Annotated in this window: 26 protein-coding genes; 3 read left to right on the top strand and 23 right to left on the bottom strand. The window is 38.0% G+C overall.

Going from position 1 to position 25,695, the window contains the following annotated elements:
• Window positions 1-3: 3 nt before the first annotated feature.
• The 15 genes from rpsC to iscR form a co-directional block, all read right to left on the bottom strand.
• Complete coding sequence (gene rpsC, locus GYM74_RS00885; RefSeq protein ID WP_065562942.1) at window positions 4-741, bottom strand: 30S ribosomal protein S3; 738 nt, start codon at window positions 739-741, stop codon at window positions 4-6.
• A gap of 14 nt (window positions 742-755) precedes the next feature.
• A complete protein-coding gene (gene rplV / locus GYM74_RS00880) occupies window positions 756-1,088 on the bottom strand; it encodes a 50S ribosomal protein L22 (protein WP_034884235.1) in 333 nt (110 codons plus the stop codon).
• A 13-nt stretch (window positions 1,089-1,101) separates the two neighbouring features.
• The gene (gene rpsS / locus GYM74_RS00875) at window positions 1,102-1,380 is read right to left on the bottom strand and encodes a 30S ribosomal protein S19 (protein WP_024496505.1); all 279 of its coding nucleotides are present in this window, start codon (window positions 1,378-1,380) and stop codon (window positions 1,102-1,104) included.
• A 19-nt stretch (window positions 1,381-1,399) separates the two neighbouring features.
• On the bottom strand, window positions 1,400-2,224 hold the full coding sequence (rplB, locus tag GYM74_RS00870) for a 50S ribosomal protein L2 (protein WP_065561019.1): 825 nt from the start codon (window positions 2,222-2,224) through the stop codon (window positions 1,400-1,402).
• An 18-nt stretch (window positions 2,225-2,242) separates the two neighbouring features.
• The gene (rplW, locus tag GYM74_RS00865) at window positions 2,243-2,545 is read right to left on the bottom strand and encodes a 50S ribosomal protein L23 (RefSeq protein WP_034885052.1); all 303 of its coding nucleotides are present in this window, start codon (window positions 2,543-2,545) and stop codon (window positions 2,243-2,245) included.
• On the bottom strand, window positions 2,542-3,144 hold the full coding sequence (gene rplD, locus GYM74_RS00860) for a 50S ribosomal protein L4 (RefSeq protein WP_220218635.1): 603 nt from the start codon (window positions 3,142-3,144) through the stop codon (window positions 2,542-2,544). Before rplD ends, rplW begins: the two co-directional genes overlap by 4 nt.
• A 16-nt stretch (window positions 3,145-3,160) precedes the next feature.
• Window positions 3,161-3,787 (bottom strand): 50S ribosomal protein L3, encoded by a 627-nt coding sequence (gene rplC, locus GYM74_RS00855; protein WP_065567159.1) that lies wholly within the window; start codon window positions 3,785-3,787, stop codon window positions 3,161-3,163.
• Between the two features lie 31 nt (window positions 3,788-3,818).
• A complete protein-coding gene (rpsJ, locus tag GYM74_RS00850) occupies window positions 3,819-4,130 on the bottom strand; it encodes a 30S ribosomal protein S10 (protein ID WP_006120582.1) in 312 nt (103 codons plus the stop codon).
• Between the two features lie 652 nt (window positions 4,131-4,782).
• On the bottom strand, window positions 4,783-5,121 hold the full coding sequence (fdx, locus tag GYM74_RS00845; protein WP_220218634.1) for an ISC system 2Fe-2S type ferredoxin: 339 nt from the start codon (window positions 5,119-5,121) through the stop codon (window positions 4,783-4,785).
• A gap of 14 nt (window positions 5,122-5,135) precedes the next feature.
• Window positions 5,136-6,995: a Fe-S protein assembly chaperone HscA gene (hscA, locus tag GYM74_RS00840; protein ID WP_220218633.1), complete on the bottom strand. Its 1,860-nt coding sequence runs from the start codon at window positions 6,993-6,995 to the stop codon at window positions 5,136-5,138.
• Between the two features lie 37 nt (window positions 6,996-7,032).
• Window positions 7,033-7,551 (bottom strand): Fe-S protein assembly co-chaperone HscB, encoded by a 519-nt coding sequence (gene hscB, locus GYM74_RS00835; protein WP_220218632.1) that lies wholly within the window; start codon window positions 7,549-7,551, stop codon window positions 7,033-7,035.
• 14 nt (window positions 7,552-7,565) lie between these two features.
• Window positions 7,566-7,889 carry an iron-sulfur cluster assembly protein IscA gene (iscA, locus tag GYM74_RS00830; protein ID WP_220218631.1) on the bottom strand — a complete coding sequence of 108 codons (324 nt, stop codon included), beginning with the start codon at window positions 7,887-7,889 and terminating at the stop codon, window positions 7,566-7,568.
• On the bottom strand, window positions 7,889-8,275 hold the full coding sequence (gene iscU, locus GYM74_RS00825; protein WP_220218630.1) for a Fe-S cluster assembly scaffold IscU: 387 nt from the start codon (window positions 8,273-8,275) through the stop codon (window positions 7,889-7,891). The genes iscA and iscU overlap by 1 nt, the downstream gene beginning before the upstream one ends.
• Window positions 8,276-8,290: 15 nt before the next feature.
• Window positions 8,291-9,505 carry an IscS subfamily cysteine desulfurase gene (locus tag GYM74_RS00820; RefSeq protein ID WP_220218629.1) on the bottom strand — a complete coding sequence of 405 codons (1,215 nt, stop codon included), beginning with the start codon at window positions 9,503-9,505 and terminating at the stop codon, window positions 8,291-8,293.
• Between the two features lie 45 nt (window positions 9,506-9,550).
• Entirely contained in the window at window positions 9,551-10,006 is a 456-nt protein-coding gene (gene iscR / locus GYM74_RS00815) for a Fe-S cluster assembly transcriptional regulator IscR (RefSeq protein ID WP_220218628.1), read from the bottom strand.
• 163 nt (window positions 10,007-10,169) lie between these two features.
• On the opposite strand from iscR, the gene sltY reads away from it, so the two are divergent.
• The gene (sltY, locus tag GYM74_RS00810; protein ID WP_220218627.1) at window positions 10,170-12,110 is read left to right on the top strand and encodes a murein transglycosylase; all 1,941 of its coding nucleotides are present in this window, start codon (window positions 10,170-10,172) and stop codon (window positions 12,108-12,110) included.
• An 11-nt stretch (window positions 12,111-12,121) separates the two neighbouring features.
• A complete protein-coding gene (gene trpR, locus GYM74_RS00805; RefSeq protein ID WP_220218626.1) occupies window positions 12,122-12,412 on the top strand; it encodes a trp operon repressor in 291 nt (96 codons plus the stop codon).
• 38 nt (window positions 12,413-12,450) lie between these two features.
• Here trpR and robA read toward each other — a convergent pair whose 3' ends face one another.
• The 3 genes from robA to GYM74_RS00790 form a co-directional block, all read right to left on the bottom strand.
• On the bottom strand, window positions 12,451-13,368 hold the full coding sequence (gene robA / locus GYM74_RS00800) for an MDR efflux pump AcrAB transcriptional activator RobA (RefSeq protein WP_220218625.1): 918 nt from the start codon (window positions 13,366-13,368) through the stop codon (window positions 12,451-12,453).
• An 85-nt stretch (window positions 13,369-13,453) separates the two neighbouring features.
• A complete protein-coding gene (gene nfuA / locus GYM74_RS00795; protein ID WP_255556185.1) occupies window positions 13,454-14,035 on the bottom strand; it encodes a Fe-S biogenesis protein NfuA in 582 nt (193 codons plus the stop codon).
• A 101-nt stretch (window positions 14,036-14,136) separates the two neighbouring features.
• Window positions 14,137-14,808, bottom strand: coding sequence for a phosphoribosyltransferase family protein (locus GYM74_RS00790; RefSeq protein ID WP_220218624.1), 672 nt, complete (start codon window positions 14,806-14,808; stop codon window positions 14,137-14,139).
• A 719-nt stretch (window positions 14,809-15,527) separates the two neighbouring features.
• Between GYM74_RS00790 and GYM74_RS00785 the strand changes: the two genes are divergently transcribed.
• A complete protein-coding gene (locus GYM74_RS00785) occupies window positions 15,528-16,091 on the top strand; it encodes a peptidylprolyl isomerase (protein WP_220218623.1) in 564 nt (187 codons plus the stop codon).
• A 94-nt stretch (window positions 16,092-16,185) separates the two neighbouring features.
• On the opposite strand, the gene GYM74_RS00780 is transcribed toward GYM74_RS00785, so the two are convergent.
• The 5 genes from GYM74_RS00780 to GYM74_RS00760 all read right to left on the bottom strand — a co-directional run bounded on the left by GYM74_RS00780 (window position 16,186) and on the right by GYM74_RS00760 (window position 25,677).
• Window positions 16,186-17,388, bottom strand: coding sequence for a tetratricopeptide repeat protein (locus tag GYM74_RS00780; RefSeq protein ID WP_220218622.1), 1,203 nt, complete (start codon window positions 17,386-17,388; stop codon window positions 16,186-16,188).
• Window positions 17,389-17,721: 333 nt separating this feature from the next.
• Window positions 17,722-18,534 (bottom strand): tetratricopeptide repeat protein, encoded by an 813-nt coding sequence (locus tag GYM74_RS00775; RefSeq protein ID WP_220218621.1) that lies wholly within the window; start codon window positions 18,532-18,534, stop codon window positions 17,722-17,724.
• 334 nt (window positions 18,535-18,868) lie between these two features.
• Window positions 18,869-21,946 carry a tetratricopeptide repeat protein gene (locus tag GYM74_RS00770; RefSeq protein WP_220218620.1) on the bottom strand — a complete coding sequence of 1,026 codons (3,078 nt, stop codon included), beginning with the start codon at window positions 21,944-21,946 and terminating at the stop codon, window positions 18,869-18,871.
• Between the two features lie 329 nt (window positions 21,947-22,275).
• A complete protein-coding gene (locus GYM74_RS00765) occupies window positions 22,276-22,989 on the bottom strand; it encodes a tetratricopeptide repeat protein (RefSeq protein ID WP_220218619.1) in 714 nt (237 codons plus the stop codon).
• A 354-nt stretch (window positions 22,990-23,343) separates the two neighbouring features.
• A complete protein-coding gene (locus GYM74_RS00760; protein WP_220218618.1) occupies window positions 23,344-25,677 on the bottom strand; it encodes a tetratricopeptide repeat protein in 2,334 nt (777 codons plus the stop codon).
• Between the last annotated feature and the right edge of the window lie 18 nt (window positions 25,678-25,695).

Below are 25,695 nucleotides of genomic sequence, written 5' to 3'. Positions count from 1 at the left end.
TCCTTATTGTTTTCGGCCTTTGCGCTGCTTTTTCGGTTGAGCAGCAGGTTGTTTTTCTGCTTGTTCAACGGCAGCCATACCACCAAGGATCTCACCTTTGAAGATCCACACTTTAACACCAATAATACCATAGGTAGTTAATGCTTCAGATGTACCATAGTCGATATCAGCACGTAGAGTATGTAGAGGTACACGACCTTCACGATACCATTCACTACGAGCGATTTCAGCGCCGCCTAAACGACCACTTACTTCAACTTTGATACCTTTAGCACCCGCTTTCATTGCGTTTTGTACCGCACGTTTCATAGCACGACGGAACATAACACGGCGTTCTAACTGAGAGGTAATACTGTCAGCAACTAATTTTGCATCAAGTTCAGGTTTACGAACTTCAGCAATATTAATTTGTACTGCAACATCACGTTTCTCTCTTTTGTCTTTGTATTTATTGACAATAGAAGCTACGGCATTACGTAATTTTTCAACGTCCTCGCCTTTTTTACCAATCACAATACCCGGACGAGCAGTATGGATAGTAATACGAACGTTAGTTTCTGCTGAACGGTCGATTACAATTTTAGAGATTGACGCTTGTGCTAATTCTTTGTTTAAGAATTCTCGCACTCTAAAATCACTTTCTAAATTATCAGCGAATGTCTTTGTACCCGAATACCATGTAGATGTCCAAGGCTTGACAATGCCTAATCGGATACCATTTGGATTTACTTTTTGACCCATTGCTATTCTCCAGCCTAGCGATCTGAGACGATCACGGTGATGTGACTCGTACGCTTCAAAATACGATCTGCACGACCTTTTGCACGAGGCATAATACGCTTCATGGTTGGGCCTTCGTCTACGAAAATTTTCGCAACTTTCAGATCATCAATATCAGCACCATCGTTATGCTCTGCATTAGCAATAGCAGACTCTAATACTTTTTTAACAAGTACAGCCGCTTTTTTATTGGTGTACGTTAAAATATCTAGTGCCTGAGACACTTTCTTACCGCGAACAAGATCTGCAACTAAGCGAACTTTTTGTGCAGAAGAACGAGCGTGGCGGTACTTTGCAATTGTTTCCATCTCTTTCTCCTACTTATTTCTTCTTAGCTTTCTTATCAGCCGCGTGGCCGCGATAAGTACGAGTCGGCGCGAATTCACCCAATTTATGACCAACCATTTCGTCGGAAACATAAACTGGAACGTGCTGACGACCATTATGGACAGCGATGGTCAAACCGATCATGTTAGGAAAGATCGTTGAACGACGGGACCAAGTACGAATTGGTTTCTTGTCCCCGCTTTCCACCGCTTTCTCTACCTTCTTCAGCAAGTGTAGGTCAATAAAAGGACCCTTCTTGAGAGAACGTGGCATAGCTAATCCTCTATATTAATTATTTCTTATTGCGACGGCGAACAATATACTTATCAGTACGTTTGTTGCTACGCGTTTTCAATCCTTTGGCTTTTTGACCCCATGGAGACACAGGATGTTTACCAAAGTTACGACCTTCACCACCACCATGTGGATGGTCTACCGGGTTCATTGCTGTACCACGAACAGTAGGACGAACACCACGCCAACGCGTTGCACCCGCTTTACCTAATACGCGAAGCATATGTTCTGAGTTACCAACTTCACCAATAGTGGCGCGGCAATCAGATAATACTTTACGCATTTCACCTGAACGTAGACGTAATGTTACATATGCACCATCACGCGCAACGATTTGAACATAACTACCAGCAGAGCGAGCAAGTTGTCCGCCTTTGCCTGGTTTCATTTCAATATTATGCACGGTAGAACCGACTGGGATGTTGCGCATTGGTAAACAGTTACCTGTTTTAATCGCTGCATCAACGCCAGATTGGATCTGATCACCTGCTTTTAAGCCTTTAGGCGCTAAAATATAACGACGTTCACCGTCTTTATATAAAACCAATGCAATATTTGCACTACGGTTTGGATCATATTCCAAACGTTCAACAACTGCTGGAATACCATCTTTATTACGCTTAAAGTCTACAATACGATAATGTTGTTTATGACCACCACCGATATGACGGGTAGTGATACGACCATTATTATTGCGACCACCAGTTTTGCTTTTTGAATCAAGCAACGGTGCATAAGGTTTACCTTTATGCAACTCTGGGTTAACCACTTTAACAACGTGGCGACGACCCGGAGATGTAGGTTTACACTTAACAACTGCCATTGTTCTTACTCCTCCGAATTACTCAGCGACGCCAGCAAGGTCTAAATTCTGACCTTCTGCTAAAGTAACGTAAGCTTTTTTCCAGTCGCTACGGCGACCAATTTGTTGACCACGACGTTTTACTTTGCCTTTAACAACAAGTGTATTTACGTCATCTACTTTAACTTCAAATAGTTGTTCAACTGCGGCTTTAATCTCTCTCTTAGTAGCATCTTTAGCAACTTTCAATACTAATGTATTTGTTTTTTCCATTGAAATAGATGCTTTTTCAGAAACATGTGGTGCTCGCAGGACTTTCAGCAGACGCTCTTCACGAATCATGCTAACATCTCCTCTACTTGTTTAACGGCATCAACAGTGATAACCACTTTGTCAAATGCAATCAAACTAACTGGATCAATACCTGCCACATCACGCACATCAACTTTATGTAAGTTACGTGCTGCTAAGAAAAGATTTTCATCAACTTCAGAACAGATAATAAGAACATCATTTAAGTTCATATCATTTAATTTCTGAGTTAATAATTTAGTCTTAGGTGCTTCAACAGTAAAGTTTTCAACTACAACTAAACGCTCTTGACGCACTAATTCAGAGAAAATACTCTTTAATGCACCACGATACATTTTACGGTTAACTTTTTGGCTATGATCTTGTGGTTTTGCTGCAAATGTTACACCACCACTACGCCAAATTGGGCTCTTAATAGAACCTGAACGAGCACGACCTGTGCCTTTTTGACGCCATGGTTTTTTGCCTGAACCAGCGATTTCTGCACGAGTTTTTTGTGCGCGTGAGCCTTGACGAGCAGCAGATGCATAAGCAACAACTACTTGATGAACTAACGCTTCATTAAACTCACGTCCGAAGGTAGTTTCGGAAACAGAAAGCGCTTGCGCGTCTTTTACTACTAATTCCATCTCTATCTCCTCGACGTTAAGCCTTGATTGCCGGTTTAACAATTACGTCACTATTGATTGCGCCAGGAACAGCACCTTTAATTAATAAAAGGTTACGCTCTGCATCAACACGTACAATATCTAAGTTTTGAACGGTTACACGTTCATTACCTAGGTGACCTGCCATTTTACGACCTTTGAACACTTTACCCGGAGTTTGGTTTTGACCAATAGAGCCATGACCACGGTGTGCCAAAGAGTTACCATGTGTTGCATCTTGAGTACGGAAATTCCAACGTTTAGTTACGCCAGCAAAACCTTTACCTTTAGATGTACCAGTAACATCAACTTTTTTAACGTCTGTGAAAATATCAACGTTAATACTTTGACCTACAGTAAATTCGCCTTCTTCAAAACGGAATTCCCATAGACCACGACCAGCTTCAACGCCAGCCTTAGCGAAATGACCTGCTTCAGGTTTGTTTACACGGCTTGCTTTTTTGCTGCCAGTAGTAACCTGAATGGCTTGATAACCGTCATTCTCAAGTGTTTTAACTTGTGTAATGCGGTTGCTTTGAACTTCAACTACGGTGACAGGAATAGAAACACCCTCTTCGGTGAAGATTCGTGTCATTCCTACTTTACGACCGATTAAACCAATCATTGTTTCGACCTCTCAATCATTCAGCCTAGGATTAACCTAAACTGATCTGCACATCAACACCGGCAGCAAGATCTAGGCGCATTAAAGCATCAACTGTTTTTTCAGTTGGCTCAACGATATCAACTAGACGTTTGTGAGTACGAATCTCATATTGATCACGCGCATCTTTATTTACGTGCGGAGAAATCAATACTGTGAAACGCTCTTTGCGTGTCGGTAATGGAATAGGACCACGAACTTGCGCACCTGTGCGCTTCGCAGTTTCTACAATTTCAGCAGTTGATTGATCAATCAAACGATGATCAAACGCTTTTAACCGGATACGGATTCTTTGGTTCGACATGAGACCAGAGCTCCACTATTTAAAAGTTATAACAAAAGACTACTCCTCTTGCCCTGTTTCGATTGACAGGAGAGTGTAATCCGTTCTTTTTCGTAATTCCCAAATCGGGAATATTGTTGATATAATTCAATATTTTTATATACGATTATATCGTCATACGCATTTGTTTATCGAAAATGCAACAAACAAAGTGCGTCAATTATACGTAAATAATCAACTAATGCAAGGAGTAATTCATCAAAACTTATCGATAATTAGATATCGTTAGCAAATAAACTGAGTTGTCAAAAACTAAACACCGGCAATTTTCTAAGGCGACACTTGCGATAGCGCATCGGACGAAGATTTACGAGATGAGGTTAGCAAGATGAGATTAGATAGTTCGATAGTTAATAAGAGCGTCAATAGAATAGTTACTCGCTAAATTTTGCTCTTTTAGTGATTTATCAATCTGCTTATTTTGACTTCATACCCGTAAAGTAGGTTATCTTTTTTGGATAATACCTGATATTCAATGTCAGCCATTAACTCTCAAATAAAAGTAAGGCAAGATAGAAAATACCAAAATCACATTATCGGCATAAAAACGATTGAATACACTTAATAAAGATAGCCGATATAGCGTGATAAAAGTCGCCATTATGGCGACGAATTAATGATCTTCTTTGGCGTGATTAAGACTATATCTTGGAATTTCTACTTCTAAATCTTCATCAGCAACTCGTGCCTGACAGCTCAGACGGCTATGTGGCTCAACGCCCCACGCTTTATCAAGCATATCATCTTCTTGTTCATCACTCTCTTGCAGTGAATCAAATCCTTTACGGACAATACAGTGACAAGTCGAGCAAGCACACGACATTTCACAAGCATGCTCAATTTCAATATCATTGCGTAAAGCAACTTCTAATATAGATTCGCCTTCCTCTGCTTCAACGGTTTTTCCCTCCGGGCAAAGATCGGCATTAGGTAAAAAAGTAATTTTTGGCATAATAATCTCGTTAGTTAAATATCATTAACATTGTGACCGGTTAATGCATGACGGATTGATCTGTCCATACGTTTAGCCGCAAAGTTTTGCGTAACACTATCAACAATTTTAATTTGCGCTTGAATGCGGTAACGATCGTCAGATTCACTGGCGAGTTGTAATTGATGTTTAGCGGCTAAAATTTGTTCCAGTTCCGCTGGGCTTAATAAATCAGCATCTTTATCTAAAGCGCTTTGTAGTGTTTCCAGCACTCTTGCTGCTTCAACTTTTTGTTCAGCAAGCATTCTAGCTTGTTTATCTTCTTGGGCATGACTAATTGAATCTTGAATCATGTTAGCAATTTCATTATCGGTTAAACCGTAAGAAGGCTTGACTTGAATGGCTGCTTCAACCCCGGTTGATTTTTCCATGGCGCTGACGCTTAATAAACCGTCAGCATCAACTTGAAACGTCACACGTATATGCGCGCCCCCAGCTGGCATTGGCGGAATCCCACGTAGCGTAAACTGCGCTAGCGAACGGCAATCGGCAACCGTTTCCCGTTCTCCTTGTAGCACATGAATCATCATCGCCGTTTGCCCATCTTTAAAAGTGGTAAACTCTTGTGCACGTGCGCAAGGTATCGTGCTATTACGAGGAATGATTTTTTCAACCAATTGCCCCATGGTTTCGATCCCTAAAGACAGTGGAATGACATCAAGCAATAACATATCAGAATCTGGCTTATTGCCAACTAAGATATCAGCTTGAATGGCAGCACCGATTGCCACCACCTGATCTGGATCGATTGAGGTTAATGGTTCAGTCCTAAAATAGTTAGCAACGAGTTGACGGACTAATGGCACACGAGTTGACCCACCAACCATCACCACTTCTGACACCTCATCGGCATCGATATTGGCATCTTTCAACGCTCGTCGACAAACGGCTAAAGTTCGCTTAACTAATGGCTCAATGAGTTGTTCAAACTGCGTTCGGGTAATGGTTAATGTTTGATTATTAATCTGACATTCCACACTCTCTTGCTGGCTTAAGGCTATCTTAGCTTCGACAGCTTGATTAAGAATTTGTTGGTTTAAGCGATGATCATCAGCAGAATCTATACCTAACTGCGTTTTGATGTAATTCGCCACTAACCGATCAAAATCATCCCCGCCGAGGGCAGAATCGCCACCGGTAGCCAGTACTTCAAAAACCCCTTTATGTAGTCGAAGAATAGAGATATCAAACGTGCCGCCACCTAAATCATAAACCGCAATTACGCCTTCTTTGCCCGAATCCAAACCATAAGCAATGGCAGCGGCAGTTGGCTCATTTAACAGACGAAGAACATGCAACCCGGCTAATTTAGCCGCATCTTTGGTTGCTTGTCGTTGGGCATCATCAAAGTAGGCTGGAACGGTAATGACCGCACCGTCTATTTCACCTTGTAAGCTCTGCTTAGCTCGCTCAGCCAGCGCAACTAAAATTTCTGCTGATACTTGAATTGGATTGACTTTAATATTGGGTAAATTTAATAAAGGCACGCCATTTTCAGTAAATGAAAAGGAATAGGGAAAATGCGAGACATCAATATCAGCTTCGCTTCGCCCCATTAGCCGTTTTACTGAACTGACGGTATTTTGCGGATCACTGGTCGCACTAGTTTTGGCATTTTTACCGACAGTAATAATCATATTATCATCATGATCAAGGCCATAATGAACAACCGAAGGAAGTAATGCCTCACCCTCTAGATCGGGCAGTACTTCTGATTTGCCACTACGCACTGTTGCCACTAATGAATTTGTTGTACCAAGATCGATGCCGACCGCAAGGCGGCGCTGATGAGGTTCTGGGGTTTGTCCCGGTTCACTGATCTGTAATAAAACCATTTAATCTATCTCTAATTGATGTGTGACTTATCTTAAATTATAAAGGAAATTGTTTTTCTTGTAACTTTTCGATGTGTTCAATCAATCTAGCTAGATAACGGATTTTATAGATTTGATTCAGTGCTAATTGCCAATCTTGCTTTGCTATATGTTGCAATAGTTGCTGGTAGACCGCTCGCTTTCGCTCTGATATTTGCGCATCAAAATCATCCAAAAGGGCAAAGTTCGCCTGCTGTTCGATCTCATCAAGCTGTTCACGCAAGGTGAATTGTTCCATTAAAAAGTCAGCATCATGAATAATATTTTGCTCTATTTCCACATCGAATCCTTGTAAAGACAACAGATATTGCGCCGCTTTAATTGGATCTTTAAGGGTTTGATAAGCATCATTAATCATTGCCGACTTTTGAATAATTGCCACTTTTTCGCTATCAGTTGCATTAGCAAAATTATCCGGATGATACTGTCTTTGTAGCTGCTGATAGTGCGCAGTTAAATGCGCCATATCGACAGGTAAACTTATCGGCAATTGAAACAGCTCAAAATAGTTATCCACAATCATCGCTCCAATTAAACATTAAAGCTTTCGCCACAACCACATTCGTTATGCGCATTAGGATTATTAAATTTAAAGCCTTCGTTTAAGCCTTCTTTGACAAAATCAAGTTCGGTGCCGTCAATGTAAACTAAACTTTTTTTATCGACGATGACTTTTACATCTTTGTCTTCAAAAACGCTATCATCATCGTTAATTGTATCGGCAAACTCTAAAACATAAGCCATACCCGAACAACCCGATGTTTTAATGCCAAGTCTGAGCCCAACGCCTTTTCCGCGATTAGCTAAAAACGCTTGAACTCGATTGGCTGCGCGAGTAGTTAATGTAATTGCCATTAACGTTGTCCTTTTTTAGTTTTATAGTCATCAATTGCTGCTTTAATTGCATCTTCGGCTAAAATTGAACAGTGAATTTTAACCGGCGGCAATGCCAGCTCTTTGGCAATATCGGTATTTTTAATCGCTTGTGCTTCATCGAGCGATTTACCTTTGATCCATTCGGTCACTAAAGAGCTCGAAGCAATCGCACTACCACAACCATAGGTTTTAAATTTAGCATCTTCAATAATGCCTTCATCGTTAACTTTGATTTGTAATCGCATTACATCACCACATGCTGGCGCACCGACCATACCACTACCAACATTAGGATCATTTTGATCGAATGAACCCACATTACGAGGGTTTTCATAATGATCAACGACTTTTTCGCTATATGCCATAATTTACTCCTAATTTTAATGGGCTGACCATTTGATTGTCGTTAAATCAACACCATCTTTAAACATTTCCCAAAGTGGGGAAAGATCCCTTAACTTATCGATAGAGTCTTTAATCAATTTAATGACATAATCAACTTCTTCTTCTGTACTAAATCGTCCTAATGAAAAACGAATCGAGCTATGGGCAAGCTCATCATTAAGTCCTAATGCACGCAGTACATAAGAAGGCTCTAAGCTTGCCGATGTACAGGCAGAGCCTGAGGACACTGCTAAATCTTTTAATGCCATCATTAATGATTCGCCCTCAATATAAGCAAAGCTAACGTTTAAGATATTTGGTGCGCTGTGCTCTAAAGAGCCATTTAAGTACACTTCTTCAATATCTTTTAAACCATTCCATAACCGATTTTTTAGGGCTAATAATCGTGGCATTTCAGTTGCCATTTCCTCTTTGGCAATACGGTAGGCTTCGCCCATGCCAACAATTTGATGTACAGGTAATGTACCCGAACGCATACCACGCTCATGCCCACCACCGTGCATTTGTGCTTCAATGCGTACCCGTGGTTTACGTCGTACATAAAGCCCACCGATGCCTTTTGGTCCATAGATTTTATGACCGGAAAATGACATTAAATCGACTTTTAATTTCGATACATCAATCGGTAATTTACCCACAGCTTGAGTGGCATCAACATGAAAAACAATGCCTCTTTCACGGCACATTTCACCGATTTTTTCGATATCTTGTATCACGCCGGTTTCATTATTGACATGCATAATCGAGACAACGGTCGTATCGCTACGCATCGCCTGTGCAAGCTTATTAAGATCAAGTATGCCGTCAGATTCCGGGGCTAAATAAGTCACTTCATACCCTTCTCGCTCAAGTTGACGGCAAGTATCAAGTACGGCTTTATGTTCAGTTTTACAAGTTATGATGTGTTTACCTTTGGCTTTATTAAAATGCGCTGCGCCTTTGATAGCCAGATTATCAGCCTCAGTTGCCCCAGAAGTAAAAACAATTTCCCGTGAATCAGCGCCAATAAGATCGGCAATTTGGTTACGGGCAATATCAACCGCTTCTTCGGCTTGCCAACCAAATTTATGTGAACGAGATGCCGGATTACCAAAAATACCATCTAAGGTTAAATATTGCATCATTTTGTCAGCAACTCTAGGATCAACAGGCGTTGTTGCTGCGTAATCCATATAAATAGGTAATTTCATTAACTGCTCCCAAAAAACAAATTCTGTATATCTGTATAATAGTTCTTAACTAATTGTGACGTGTTGGATATGACTTTGTCGATTCGCTACTGCTTTAACTTCTTTATTGTTGACTAATTCACTTAGCGTGATACTGGTTAAAAACTCTTCAATGCGCTCGCTTAAGTCATTCCATAAAGAGTGGGTTAAACATCTTACACCGCCTTGACACCCATCTTGACCATGACATTTTGTTGCATGAACGGTTTCATTTACGGCTTTGACAATTGAGCTTATGGCGATTTGATCCATACTACGGCTGAGAACGTAACCGCCACCCGGACCACGAACACTGGTTACTAAGCCATTTTTACGTAAACGAGAAAATAGTTGTTCAAGATAAGATAGTGATATTTCCTGACGTTCTGAAATATCAGCGAGTGATACAGGGCCTGATTGTGAATGCAATGCCACATCTAACATTGCGGTTACCGCATATCGCCCTTTTGATGTCAATTTCATTAATCATTCCCCTGTGTGTAATGTGAATATTTTATATTTCCTTTAATTTTAGTCAAGTATTTAGTTGACTATTTTAGTGGGAATTAATCTATCGCTTCTTTCATCGACGATTGATAACAAAATATGCTAATCTAGCACTCCAATTTGATGCAGGGGTTAGAAAATGAGTTTTGTATTTCGATGTTTCTTGATTGTTAGTTTATTAGTGACAAATAATGTATGGGCAAATAATACTCAAATTACGTTAAGAGAAAGCTTCAAAAAATGGCAAAATACCTATCAAACACTGAGTTATGATGAACAATTCAAACTGCTCAATACACTAACAGACTATCCATTATACCCTTATGCAGCCGCACAGTTTTTTCAACTTAATCGCAAAACGGTTAGCCCTGATTTAGTCAGTAATTTTGTCCGTCAATATCCAAACTTTCCATTAACATCTTCGCTCACTCAAACATATCTAACCGAATTAACCAATCGAAAAGATTGGTCAGCGATTATCTCGTTTCCCAAAGATGATTCAACTTCGTCCTTTTGCCGAAATCAATATGCATTATTACAACTAAACAATAAACAAGGCGTCCTCGATTCGGTCGAATCATTATGGAAGACAGGCAAAGAGCTTCCTTCCGCCTGCGATCCGCTACTTGATGCCTGGTCTAAAAGTGGAAAACGCACCGCAAATATGATCTTATTACGTGTCGAACTTGCGTTTGAAGCAAACAACCTTAAGTTGGCACGTTATTTAGCCAACCAATTAGATGCAAATTATCAAACCACGAAAACGCATTTATTAGCCCTATTAGAAAATCCTCGAAAAATAGAAGACTTTTCTAAAAATATTGGCGCCAGTCCGTTTACTAAAAAAATTGTTATGGCAACTTTTCCACGGTTAGCTAAAGCCGATATGAATGTAGCGGCGACTTTATTGCCACAATTAATTGAAAAGCAAAAACTGTCTCAAACCGAGCAAAACCTGCTACGAAAAAGTCTGGCTAATAGTTATTTCAGTGATCTTGCAACCGATGAACAAATAAAATGGCGAGATGATTATATTGCCCAAAGTCATGATACTACCTTAGTTGAAAAACGCATTCGTAAGGCAATCGATGACAACAACTATAAAGATTTAGCCTATTGGTTAACACAACTTACGCCTGAAGATCAATTAAAAGAGGACTGGCAATATTGGCAAGCGCGTGTGCTATTAGATAAGAAAGAGACCAAACAAGCCCATGAAATTTTAGAAAAATTGAAGACTAATCGTGGTTTTTACGGCATGATAAGTGCTCAAACGCTCAAAAAACCTTATATTGTTAATAATCAATCGAAAACCCCGTCATCTGCTCAAATCAATACACTTAACAGCAAATACGACAATCAACTTGCGGTAAAAAGAATAAAAGAGTTAAGATTATTAGGTATGATGTCCGAGTCGGTTGCCGAATGGCGTGCGGTCTTAAAAAATGAGACTCAAGCGAAAGCCTATTTAGATCTAGCCATATATGCTCATCAGAAAGGTTGGGGCGATTTAAGTATTTTAGCCACAATTTCCGGTAAACTATGGGATAATTGGACTGAACGCTTACCGATAATGTACTTAGGGCTGTATAAAGATGCCTTAAAAGATAAAACCATTCCGTTATCTTATGCTTTAGCGATCACTCGTCAGGAAAGCGCTTTTAACACAGCAATTCAATCGCCTGCCGGGGCGAGTGGTTTAATGCAGTTGATGCCAGCCACTGCTAAGGAGACTGCGGCAAAAGTTAGTTCAGTGACTTATTACTCGCAATCTCAATTATTTGAACCACAAACCAACGTTTTATTAGGTAGTTACTTTTTAAATAAAGTATATGAGCAAAATGACAGAAATCGCATTTTAGCTTCTGCTGCTTACAATGCAGGACCTAGTCGGGTTAAAAAATGGTTAAGTAAAAGTGGCGGAAAACTCGATGCAGTCGCCTTTATCGATAGTATACCTTTTACCGAAACCCGGAATTATGTCAAAAATATATTAGTTTATGATTATATTTACCAAACAATTTTAGGTCAGAAAAAGAGTAAAATCTTAACGGAAAATGAATTTAGTAAACACTATTAATGGTGAACACAATGAAAACTAAAGAATGGAAACAGACAGTTGAAATATTACACCAAGCATTTAATGACGGTTACTCACTTGATATATTGAAATTATTAATGACTGCTGATGAGCGTGATGCGCTCATCACACGCGTTAAAATAGTTCGTTCGCTACTTGACGGCTCAATTAATCAGCGTCAATTAAAAGAACAATTAAAAATCGGCATTGCAACAGTGACCCGAGGCTCAAATAGCCTGAAAGAGGCAACACCAGAGTTTAAAACCTGGCTTGAGAATATTTTATTAAAATCAGACAGTTAAAAGCACCCGGTCACGGTTGCTCTACAGCAAAATTGGCGTTATAAATTTTGTTGGATATTTACTTCGTTCTCGGTCACAACAGGCACACAATAATCACACTCCATGCTTTTAATATCCTTTAGTGAGTGAACACTATCATCATGATGATTATGGTGAATTTCGATTATACAACTTGAACTACGTAAGCGAACTTTTAAAGCAGGCATTGCCGCTAAATGAACTTGTGAAATAAAATCACTAAAGTTTTCCGGCGCCCCGATATATTTAAAGCACAGATACAAACCACCTTCGCTAACAATTTGTTCGATATGCTCAAGATTATTATTATGTTCTAAAGCAATGGTATAAAGTAGCTCTTGCTCATTAGCATTATCTTTGCTTTTTAAAATACGACTAAAAGCATAAATTTTATCCGGTAAATTCTCTTTTTTATGAGAATAACGAGATAAATAATTATGGAAGAACTGCGCTCGTAACTTGTTCTCTTCATCTAATAATTGACTCAAATTACAGTTATTTTTGTAGCTAATTCCCCAAAATGTCTGCTTAGGCATATTAACAAATTTCGGTTCGGGTAGGGTTAATTGATCTTTGTTTAACTCAATTGCCGGCGTTAAACCAATTGGATCCCAATATTCACCGCGTCGATAACTTGCCGGTGTTTCGTTAAATTGCTTTTTAAAAGAACGGGTAAAGGTTTGTTGTGAATCAAAGCGATACTGCATTGCAATATCTAAAATAGGCTTACTGGTCATACGTAAAGAGAGCGCAGCGTAAGTAAGCCGACGGTGACGTATGTAAGTACCAAGCACTTGACCTGTTACCTCTTTGAACATACGTTGTAAATGCCATTTTGAATAACCTGATTTTTGCGCAACGTGATCAATTGATAACGGTTGCTCCAGATTTTTTTCAATCCAAACGATAAGATCTGAAATAATACTAACTTGATTCATATAACCCCATCATAAAATGAATTGACACACATCACCCGATTATGACTTAATCCCAGCAATAAGCAAGGTTTAAATCAAAATTTTTTTAACAATAAGAATGACTTCCGGCTTGATGTTCAGTAATATCTTTTACCCCAGCCAATTCGGGAAATTGAGCTAATAGCTGTTTTTCAATCCCTTCTTTTAAGGTGTAATCAACCATAGAACAACCGTTACAACCACCGCCAAATTGTAATATGGCATAATTATCTTCGGTTAACTCAACTAAACTTACATGCCCACCATGACTAGCTAGCTGAGGATTAACTTGTGCTTGAATCACATAATTCACCCGTTCAATTAACGGGGCGTCATCTGCCACTTTTTTCATTTTCGAATTAGGGGCTTTTAAGGTGAGTTGAGCGCCGAGTTCATCGGTCACATAATCAATGACGGTCTCTTCTAAAAAAGGGGCACTGAGCTCATCAATATAAACCGAAAAACCCGTTTGCTTTTCTTCAATATCGTTATCTTCAATCGTATCAGCTGGACAATATGATACACCACACTCCGCAGAAGGCGTGCCAGGATTGATAACAAATACACGAATTTGCGTCCCTTCCGGTTGATTGGCAAGCAATTTTTTAAAGTGCTGTTGTGCTGATTCAGAAATAGTGATAATTGACATAACCCCTCACTTTGGTGCAATTGTACGTTCGACTATCGTATGCACCATTTATCATAATAGTTGACTAACTTTCTTGGTTATTATAGGGCTTGTTTTCGATTTTACAAGATCGTACGACACAAACACAACACTTGAATTTTAGCTGCACCACTGTTTTTTAATTGTTGGCTAATAGCGTTAATCGTATTGCCTGTTGTAACAATATCATCAATAAGTAAAATCGATTTATTACTCACACTAGACCGGCAAGTAAAAAGCGTTTGTACATTATTTTGTCGTTGCTTAAGCGATAAATCTTTTTGATCGTGAGCAAACTGATAACGTGATAACAGAGCTGGATCAAAATAACAACTTAACCATTTTGCTATGGGTTTAGCCAATAATTGCGCTTGATTAAATCCACGATACCAGTACCGAATATGATGCAGTGGCACACAGGTAACGATGTCCGGTTTAGCCAAACCACTATTTAATCGTCTTTGATACCATGCTAACAGCATCAATCTTGCTAACGCCTGATTTAATTCAATTTGATGATAAAACTTTAAACGATGTATCAATTTTTTTAACGGATCGATATATTCCGTTACCGCAATTAGCTCATCCCAATAAGGTGTATTATCCCGACAACGATAGCATATGGCCGTCGGTAGTGAATGGGGTAAAGCGCATTGGGGGCAGACTTTATTTAATTTAGGTAAATTTTTTAAACATTGACTACAAATACCATGCAAAGGCAAAAATAAAGGCATATTACACAAGACACAACGCATACAAACCACCTGTCATTGTCTGTCAAAAACTTTCAGAAAACATATACGTTTTAGTATAAAAATATCTGTTTATTGTGATTTTCTAAAATCGCCTTATTGGCTAAAGCCAAAACGTTTTACCTCAACCTTAAAATGCTTGTCAAAAACTTTCAGAAAATATATATGTTTCAGTATAAAAATGTCTGGTTATTATGAATTTCTAAAATCGCCTTATTGGCTAAAGCCAAAACGTTTTACCGCAGCTTGAAAATACTTGTCAAAAACTTTCAGAAAATATATATGTTTCAGTATAAATATATCTGGTTATTATGATTTTCTAAAATCGCTTTATTGGCTAGAGCCAAAACGTTTTCCCTCTGCCTAAAAATGCTTGTCAAAAACTTTCAGAAAATATATACGTTTTAGTATAAACCTATCTGGTTATTATGATTTTCTAAAATTGCCTTATTGGCTAAAGCCAAAACGTTTTACCGCAGCTTGAAAATACTTGTCAAAAACTTTCAGAAAATATATACGTTTTAGTAAAAACGAGCAAACAGCGTTTTTATATCGAAAACTAAAAACAGTTTCATCATAACGTTAAAAAATAATTTAGAGATTTCAATAAATAAAACTGGAAGATGCTATACAAAATTTTTTCTAATTTTTCTAATTTGTTATTTCAAATAATCTAATATTCGGTATAATCAGCCGACAATATTGGATTAAGGAATTAACATATGAATAAAATCAAAGTGTTATTAATATCATTGCTAATAACTTTTTTTTCTGCCTTTAGTTATGCGGATACCAAAGTTTTACTACAAACCAGCATGGGTGACATTGAAATAGAATTAGATAGCGAACATGCGCCAATTACCACTAAAAACTTTCTTGATTATGTCAACAGTGGTTTTTATGAAAATTTAACTTTTCATCGAGTCATTCCTCATTTTATGATTCAAGGCGGGGGTGCAGATGATCAATTAAAATTCAAAAATGGTAATGCACCGATAAAAAATGAAGCTGAAAACGGTTTGAAAAACGATCGTGGTACTATTGCAATGGCAAGAACTAATGCCGTTGATAGCGCAACCAGCCAATTTTTTATTAATGTTGAAAACAATGACTTTTTAAACTATCAATCGCCGGAAAAATATGGTTATGCTGTATTTGGCAAGGTCACTAAAGGCATGGATGTAGTTGATAAAATTGTTAACACCCCGACCAAACGCGTTGGTCCACATCAAAATGTCCCTGTTGATCCAATTTATATTAAAAAAGCAATTGTGATAACAGAATAGAGCTTCTTAAATTTATCTTTATTAAAAGAACTGCCTTAATATATAAGACAGTTCTTTAAACAGGTTTCAAGTTTGCCTGACTTATGAATAATGTTTATTTGATTCCTTTGTGAAGAATATCGCAACTTTTTTTAAGTTTTTGCTCACAAGCTAGTTCAAAATACTTTTTAGCTAACTCGCTATTTTTTTCAATACCATCACCTTTATAATACATAATGCCTAAATTATACATTGCTTCAGTGTTACCATTATCTATTGATTTTTTATACCAAAATAGTGCTTTTTCTTTATCGACTTCGATACCGTCACCTTGGTCATACATACGTGCTAAAGTATCTTGTGCATTACCAAGCTCTTTTTTCATTGCTTTACTGAGCCAATATACCGTTTTATCTTTATTAACTTCGAGACCGTCACCTTTGTCATACAGTTCTGCTAAACGATATTGCGCTTGAGCAATTTCATATTCCGGTCCAGTGATTTTTCTATGTCCCCTTTTTATTAGCTCTGCTATGACATCGTCACTTTCATTATTCAAAACTGCTAAATAATATTGGGCGTCAACAAATCCTTTTTTTGCTGCTTTTGTGTACCAATATACTGCTTTCTCTTTATTGACTTCAACACCGTCACCTTTGTCATATCTCTCTGCTAACTTTAATTGCGCCGAACCCTCATCTTGTTCCGCTGCTTTTGTATACCAATATAGCGCTTTTTCTTTATTTCCTTCATGATCATACATCCAGGCTAAACCATAGTGCTGCGCATAAACAAACCCTTGTTCAGCCGCTTTAGTGTACCAATAGAGCGCTTTTTCTCTATTTTTATCGAAATTGAACGACCGCCCTAATTCATATTGCGCAATAGCAAATCCTTGCTCTGCTGCTTTAGTGCGCCATTTTTCACGTTCAAACCTTCTGGATAAATCATATTGCGCTTGAACAGATCCGGCTTCCGCTGCTTGAATAAGCCAATAGAGCGCTTTATCTTTATCGACTTCGACTCCCTCACCTTCTTCATACATGCGTGATAAACCATATTGCGCAACAGAAACCCCTTGTTCCGCTGCCTGAGTAAGCCAATTTAGTGCTTTTTCAGTATTTTCTTCGACGCCGTCGCCGTTGTAATACATAAATGCTAAATTAAACTGAGCATCTTTATCTCCCTGCTCAGCCTCAGTGTTACAAGCAATAAAAGCTTTATCAAAAGCTTTTTGTTCGAAATAGGTCGCGCAATTATTAGCGTAAGCTGTCGTCGATAATAATGCAGTTAATACAACAAATAGTACTTTTTTCATTAGTTTTCCTTAAATTCCTAAAAATAATAATAATTTTTTTATTTTGCCTGCTGGCAAGAAAAGAACAAAAATACGTTTACTATCTATTACTTGTTAACAATGTACTTTTAAACCGCTTATCGATATCGGGTTATGGAGTTGATAAAATGACTAACACGCCAACCAAATATCTTGAGCCGTATTAAAATGTCATTGTTAAGCTAATTTATATCAAAAAAGTGATTGTGTTAACAGAATAAATCACATTTTGAGGCTGTATAAAAAAAGAACTGACTTAATATGTAAGACAGTCCTTTTAACAGATTTCTGATTTGCGTGACTTATGAATAATGTCTATTTGGTTCCTTTAAGAAGGATATCGCAACTTTCTTTAAATTTTCGGTCACAAGCTAGTTCAAAATACTTTTTAGCTAACTTGCTATTTTTTTCAATACCATCGCCTTCATAATATATAACGCCTAATTTATGCATTGCTTCAGTGTAACCACTATCTGCTGCTTTTTTATACCAAAATAGTGCTTTTTCTTTATCGACTTTGACACCATCACCTTTGTCATACATAACCCCTAAACTATGTTGTGCGTCACCAAGACCTTGTTCAGCGGCTTTAGTATACCAATAGAACGCTTTTTCTTTATTGACGTCGACTCCCTCACCAGAGTCATACATAAACCCTAAATTATATTGCGCCTCACGCCCCCCTTGTTCTGCGGCTTTAGTATACCAATAGAGTGCTTTTTCTTTACTTTCTTCAACACCCTCACCTTCATTATACATTACCCCTAAATTATTTTGCGCTGTACTAAATCCTTGTTCAGCGGCTTTAGTATACCAATAGAACGCTTTTTCTTTATTGACGTCGACTCCCTCACCAGAGTCATACAGAAATCCTAAGTAAAATTGAGCCTCCTTATCTCCTTGCTCAGCGGCTTTAGTATACCAATATAACGATTTTCCTTTATCGGCTTCGACAATTTCACCTTCGGCATATATAACTGCTAAGTACAACTGAGCATCCCTATCTCCCCGCTCAGCCTCAATTAAAGCTTTATCAAAATCGTTTTGTTCGAAATAGGTAGTGCAATTATTAGCGTAAGCCGTCGTCGATAATAATGCTGTTAATACAACAAATAGTACTTTTTTCATTAGTTTTCCTTAAATTCCTAAAAATAATAATAATTTTTTTATTTTGCCTGCTGGCAAGAAAAGAACAAAAATACGTTTACTATCTATTACTTGTTAACAATGTACTTTTAAATGGCTTATTGGTATCGGGTTATCGGGGTTGATAAAATGACTAACACGCCAACCAAATATCTTGAGCCGTATTAAAATGTCATTGTTAAGCAAATTTATATCAAAAAAGTGATTGTGTTAACACAATAAATGACATTTTTAGGCTGTATAAAAAAAGAACTATCTTAATATGTAAAACAGTCCTTTTAACAGATTTCTGATTTGCCTGACTTATGAATAATGTCTATTTGATTCCTTTGTGAAGAATATCGCAACTTTCTTTAAGTTTTTGCTCACAAGCTAGTTCAAAATACTTTTTAGCTAACTTGTTATTTTTTTCAATACCATCACCTTCATAATATATAACGCCTAACTGATGTATTGCTTGAGTGTTACCATTATCTGCTGCTTTTTTATACCAAAATAGTGCTTTGTTTTTATCGACTTTTATACCGTCACCTTTGTCATACATACGTGCTAACTCATATTGCGCAACAGTATGCTCTTCTTGCGCAACTTCATTGTACCAATATACCGCTTTTTCTTTATTAACTTCGGCACCGTCACCTTTGTCATACATATATGCTAACTGATATTGTGCTTGAACAAGCCCTTGTTCTGCTGATTTTGTGTACCAATATAGCGCTTTTTCTTTATTGACTTTGACGCCTTCACCTTTGTCATACATACGTGCTAAATGGAATTGCGCCGTAATATCCCCTTGCTCTGTTAAACGGGTGATCGATAATAGCTTTTGTTTTTTAAAATGATCTGAATACTCTTCCTCATTACTAAACCCATTTTTTGCTGCTCTAAGGTACCAATATATTGCTTTTTCTTCATTGGCTTCAATTCCGTCACCTTTGTCATACATAAGTGCTAAACAATATTGTGCACCACCATCCCCTTGTTCCGCAGCTTTTGTGTACCAATAGCGTGCTTTTTCTTTATTGACTTCAACACCATCACCTTCGTCATACATACCCCCTAATTTATATTGCGCCCAAACATTCCCTTGTTCCGCTGCTTTTGTGTACCAATAAAACGCTGTTTCTTTATTAACTTCGACATCGCTACCTATTTCATACATAAAAGCTAAATCTTGTTGTGCTTGAACAAATCCTGCTTCCGCTGCTTTTGTATACCAATAGAGCGCTTTTTCTTTATTGGCTTCGATATCATCTCCTGCTCTATACATAAAAGCTAAATCATATTGCACACTAGTAAGCCCTGCTTCCGCTGCTTTAGTATACCAATAGCGCGCTTTTTCTTTATTGACTTTGACACCGTCTCCTTCTCCATACATACATGCTAAAAAATATTGCGCATCACTATCGCCTTGTTCTGCTAAACGGGTGACCAATGATAGCTTTTGTTCTATAAAATGATCTGAATACCCTTCTTCACTACTATATCCCTGTTTTGCTGCTCTAAGGTACCAATATATCGCTTTTTCTTCATTGGCTTCGATTCCGTCTCCTTTGTCATACATAAGTGCTAAAGAATATTGTGCACCACCACCCCCTTGTTCGGCAGCTTTTGTGTACCAATAGAGCGCTTTTTGTTTATTGACTTCGACACCGTCTCCTTCGTCATACATACGTGCTAAATCATATTGTACCGTATCATTCCCTTCTTCCGCTGTTTTAATGAGCAAATTGAGCGCCGTAACATTTCCTTTTTTCGCTGCTTGAGTGTACCAATAGTGCGCTTTTTCTTTATTGGTTTCGACACCATCACCTTTGTCATACATACGTGCTAAATGATATTGCGCATAATCAAGCCCTTTTTCCGCTGCTTTGGTGTACCAATAGAGCGCTTTTTCTTTATTGGCTTCAACGCCGTGACCTGCGTCATACATAAATCCTAAATGATATTGTGCCTCACTAAACCCATGTTCAGCCGCTTGACTATACCAATATATCGCTTTTCCTTTATCAACTTCGATGCCGTCACCTTGCTCATACATAAGTCCTAAATCATATTTCGCCCGACTAAACCCTTGTTCAGCTGCTTGAGTATACCAATATAACGCTTTTTCTTTATCAACTTCGATGCCGTCACCTTGGCCATACATAAATCCTAACTTATATTGTGCCTCACTAACCCCCTGTTGAGCCGATTGACTATACCAATATAACGCTTTTTCTTTATTGACTTCGACACCGTCTCCTTTGTAATACATATTGGCTATGTTATATTGCGATATAACATCCCCTTGTTTTGCAGCTTTTGTGTACCAATAGAGTGCTTTTTCTTTATCGACTTCAATGCCCTTCCCACTATCATACATATGTGCTAAATCATATTGCGCTGTACGAAATCCGCCTTTCGCTGCTTTAATTAACCAATCTAGCGCTTTTTCTTTATTGCTTTTGATACCGTACCCTTCATCATAAATAACCCCAAGTTCTTTTTGCAGCTCATAAGTCCCGGAATATAATATTTGAGTGTACCAATAAAGCGCTTTTTCCTTATTGATTTCGGCACCATCCGCTTCGTCATATATACGTGCTAAATCATATTGCGCATCACCAAGTCCTGCTTCCGCTGCTTGAATCAACCAATCTAATGCTTGTTCTTTATTGACTTCGACACCGTCTCCTGCTTCATATATACGTGCTAAATGATATTGCGCAACACGAACTCCTTTTTTCGCTGCTTGAGTATACCAATCTAGCGCTTTTTCTTTATTGACTTCGACACCGTCACCTTTGTCATACATACGTGCTAAATTATATTGCGCTTCACCAAGCCCTTGATCCATTGCTTTAGTGAACCAATATACCGCTTTTTCTTTATTGGCTTTGACACCGTCTTCTTTGTAATAAATAAGCCCTAAATAATTTTTCGCCTCATCAGACCCTTGTTCAGCTGCTTGTGTAAACCAATATATCGCTTTTTCTTTATTGACCTCGACACCCTCGCCTTTATCATACTTACGTGCTAAATCATATTGCGCCTCAACAAGTCCTTGTTTTGCTGCTTGAGTGTACCAATAGAGCGCTTTTTCTTTATCGACGTCAACACAGTACCCATCGTCATACATCACTGCTAAATAATATTGCGTATGACTATGTCCGTGTTCCGCTGCTTGTGATAACCAATAGAGCGATTTTTCTGGATAGATTCCGACAGGATCGCCTTGGTCATACATAAGCGCTAAGTTAATCATAGCGTCGGTATCTCCCTGCTCAGCCTCTTGTTTACAAGCAACAAAAGCTTTATCAAAATTATCTAGATCAAAATAAATAGCGCAATTATTAGCGTAAGCTGTCGTCGATAATAATGCTGTTAATACAACAAATAGTACTTTTTTCATTAGTTTTCCTTAAGTTCCTTAAATATAATAATTTTTTTATTTTGTCTGCTGGCAAGAAAAGAACAAAAATACGTTTACTATCTATTACTTGTTAACAATGTACTTTTAAATCGCTTATCGGTATCGGGTTATAGGGTTGATAAAAGGGTTAACACACCACCCTAACTTATTGGGTCGCATCAAAGTGTCACTGTTGAGCCAATTTATAACAAAAAAGTAATTGTGTTAACAGAATAAATGACATTTTGAGGCGGTATAAAAAAAGAACTGCCTTAATATAAGACAGTTCTTTTAGCATAAATTGACTCTTCTATATTGATTAATGATGTTTACTTCATGGAATTATAATTTTTACAACCTTCTTTTAAACCAAGCGAACAAGCTTGTTTAAAATATTTTTTGGCTAACGCTATATCTTTTTTAACACCCTCACCTTGCTGATACAGTACTCCTAAATTATTTTGCGCCTCACGCCCCCCTTGTTCAGCGGCTTTAGTATACCAATAGAGCGCTTTTTCTTTATTGACGTCGACTCCATCACCTTCGTCATACATAAGCCCTAAATTATATTGCGCCTCACGCCCCCCTTGTTCTGCGGCTTTAGTATACCAATAGAACGCTTTTTCTTTATTGACGTCGACTCCATCACCTTCGTCATACATAAGCCCTAAATTATATTGCGCATCACCAACACCTTGTTCTGCGGCTTTAGTATACCAATAGAGCGCTTTTTCTTTACTTTCTTCAACACCCTCACCTTCATCATAAATAACCGCTAAATTATATTGTGCGTCACCAACACCTTGTTCTGCGGCTTTAGTATACCAATAGAGCGCTTTTTCTTTACTTTCTTTAACACCCTCACCTTCGTCATACATAAGTGCTAAGTTATATTGAGCATCTTTATCTCCCTGCTCTGCCTCAGTGTTACAAGCAACTAAAGCTTTATCTAAAGCTGCTTGTTTTAAATAAGTAATGCAATTATTAGCGTAAGCTGTTGTCGATAATAATGCAGTTAATACAACAAATAGTATTTTTTTCATAAGTTTTCCTTAAACCCCTAGAAAATAAAAATAATTTTTTAAGTTTGCCTACTGACAAGAAAAGTTCAAAAATAGGCTTACTCTCTATTACTCGTTAACAATGTACTTTTAAATGGCTTATCGGTATTGGGTTATGGCATTGATAAATGGTTAACACGCCAACCAAATTTATTGAGCCGTGTCAAAATATCACTGTTATGCCAATTTATATCAAAAAAATGATTGTGTTAACAGAATAAATGATTGTGTTAACAGAATAAATGACATTTTTAGGCTGTATAAAAAAAGAACTGCCTTAATATATAAGACAGCTCTTTAAGTATAAATTGACTCTTCTATATTGCTTAATGATATTTACTTCATGGAATTATAACTATCACAACTTTTTTTTAAACCGAGTGAACAAGCTTGTTTAAAATATTTTTTGGCTAACGCTATATTTTTTTTAACGCCCTCACCTTGCTGATACATTACTCCTAAATTGTTTTGCGCCCAACCAACGCCTTGTTCAGCAGCTTTAGTATACCAATATACGGCTTTTTCTTTGTTAACTTCGACACCAAAACCTTCGTCATACATAACCCCCAAATTATATTGAGCATCATCAACACCTTGTTCCGCAGCTTTAGTTAACCAGTATAGCGCTTTTTCTCTGTTTTCTTCGACGCCGTCACCTTGGGCATACATAATCCCTAGATAATATTGTGCGTCATCAACATCTTGTTCTGCAGCTTTAGTAAACCAATTTAGCGCTTTTTCTTTATTGACTTTGACACCGTCACCTTCGTAATACATCAATCCTAAATTATATTGCGCATCATCAATGCCTTGTTCTGCGGCTTTAGTATACCAATAGAGCGCTTTTTCTTTATTAACTTTGATACCATCACCATCGTCATACATAACGCCTAAATTAAATTGTGCGTCACCAACCCCTTGTTCTGCAGCTTTAGTATACCAATATAGCGCTTTTTCTTTATCAACTTTGACACCTTCACCATCGGCATACATAATCCCAATACTAAATTGCGCATCACCATCCCCTTGTTCAGCGGCTTTAGTAAACCAATATAGCGCTTTTTCTTTATTGACTTTGACGCCCTCACCTTCGTCATACAGAAGTGCTAAGTTATACTGACCATTTATATGGCCTTGTTCAGCGGCTTTAGTATACCAATAGAACGCTTTTTCTTTATTGACTTTGACGCCTACACCTTCGTCATACATGAGCCCTAAATTATATTGCGCCCTACTAAATCCTTGTTCAGCTGCTTTTTTATACCAATAGAATGCTTTTTCTTTATCGGCTTTGACTCCCTTTCCTTGGTTATACATATTCCCTAAATTATATTGCGCTTTATCATACCCTTGTTCAGCAGCTTGGCTATACCAATGGAATGCTTTTTCTTTATCAACTTCGACACCTTCACCTTCGTCATACATAACGCCTAAATTAAATTGTGCGTCAACAACCCCTTGTTCTGCGGCTTGAGTATACCAATATAACGCTTTTTCTTTATCGACTTCGACACCTTGACCTTCGTCATACATAACGCCTAAATTAAATTGTGCGTCACCAACCCCTTGTTCTGCGGCTTTAGTATACCAATAGAGCGCTTTTTCTTTATCGACTTTGACACCTTCACCTTCAGCATACATAATCCCTAAATAATGTTGCGCTTGAGCAAACCCTTGTTCAGCGGCTTGACTATACCAATAGAATGCTTTTTCTCTATCTTCCTTGACGCCCTCTCCATGGTCATACATAAGCCCTAAATTATATTGCGACTTATCTAACCCTTGTTCAGCGGCTTGACTATACCAATAGAATGCTTTTTCTTTATCGACTTTGACGCCCTCACCTTCGTCATACATAACCCCTAAATTATGTTGCGCCTCACTGAACCCTCGTTCAGCGGCTTGAGTATACCAATATAGCGCTTTTTCTGTATTGGCTTTGACCACATCACCTTGGTCATACATAAGCCCTAGGTTATATTGTGCTTTAGTAAACCCTTGTTCAGCCGCTTTTTTATACCAATATAGCGCTTTTTCTTTATCGACTTCGACGCCGTCTCCTTCTTTATATATAATCGCTAAATTATATTGCGCTTTGTCTAACCCTTGTTCAGCAGCTTGGCTATACCAATAGAATGCTTTTTCTTTATCGACTTCGATGCCGTCACCTTGCTCATACATAAGTCCCAAATTATATTGCGCCTTACTAAGCCCTTGTTCAGCTGCTTTTTTATACCAATATACTGCTTTTTCTTTATCGACTTCGACACCGCCACCTTCGTTATATAAAATCCCTAAATTATATTGTGCCTTATTAAACCCTTGTTCAGCCGATTTTTTATACCAATATAGCGCTTTTTCTTTATCGACTTCGACAACTTCACCTAGATCATACCAAACCCCTAATTCAAATTGCGCTTTACTAAACCCTTGTTCAGCTGCTTTTTTATACCAATAGAGCGCTTGTTCGTTATTTTCTTCAACGCCGAGACCTCGATAATACATCGTTCCTAAATTATACTGAGCTTGTCTATCTCCCTGCTCAGCCTCAGTGTTACAAGCAAATAACGCTTGTTCAAAATCTTTTTGTTCAAAAAAAGTAGCACAATGATTAGCGTAAGCCGTCGTCGATAATAATGCTGTTAATACAACAAATAGTGTTTTCTTCATGATTCTTCCTTAACCCAC

It is taken from the genome of Gilliamella sp. ESL0405, from assembly GCF_019469205.1.
Classification (GTDB): Bacteria; Pseudomonadota; Gammaproteobacteria; order Enterobacterales; family Orbaceae; genus Gilliamella.
The sequence above is the reverse complement of the archived record's forward strand: the minus strand, read 5'-3'. Positions and strand labels throughout refer to the sequence as shown.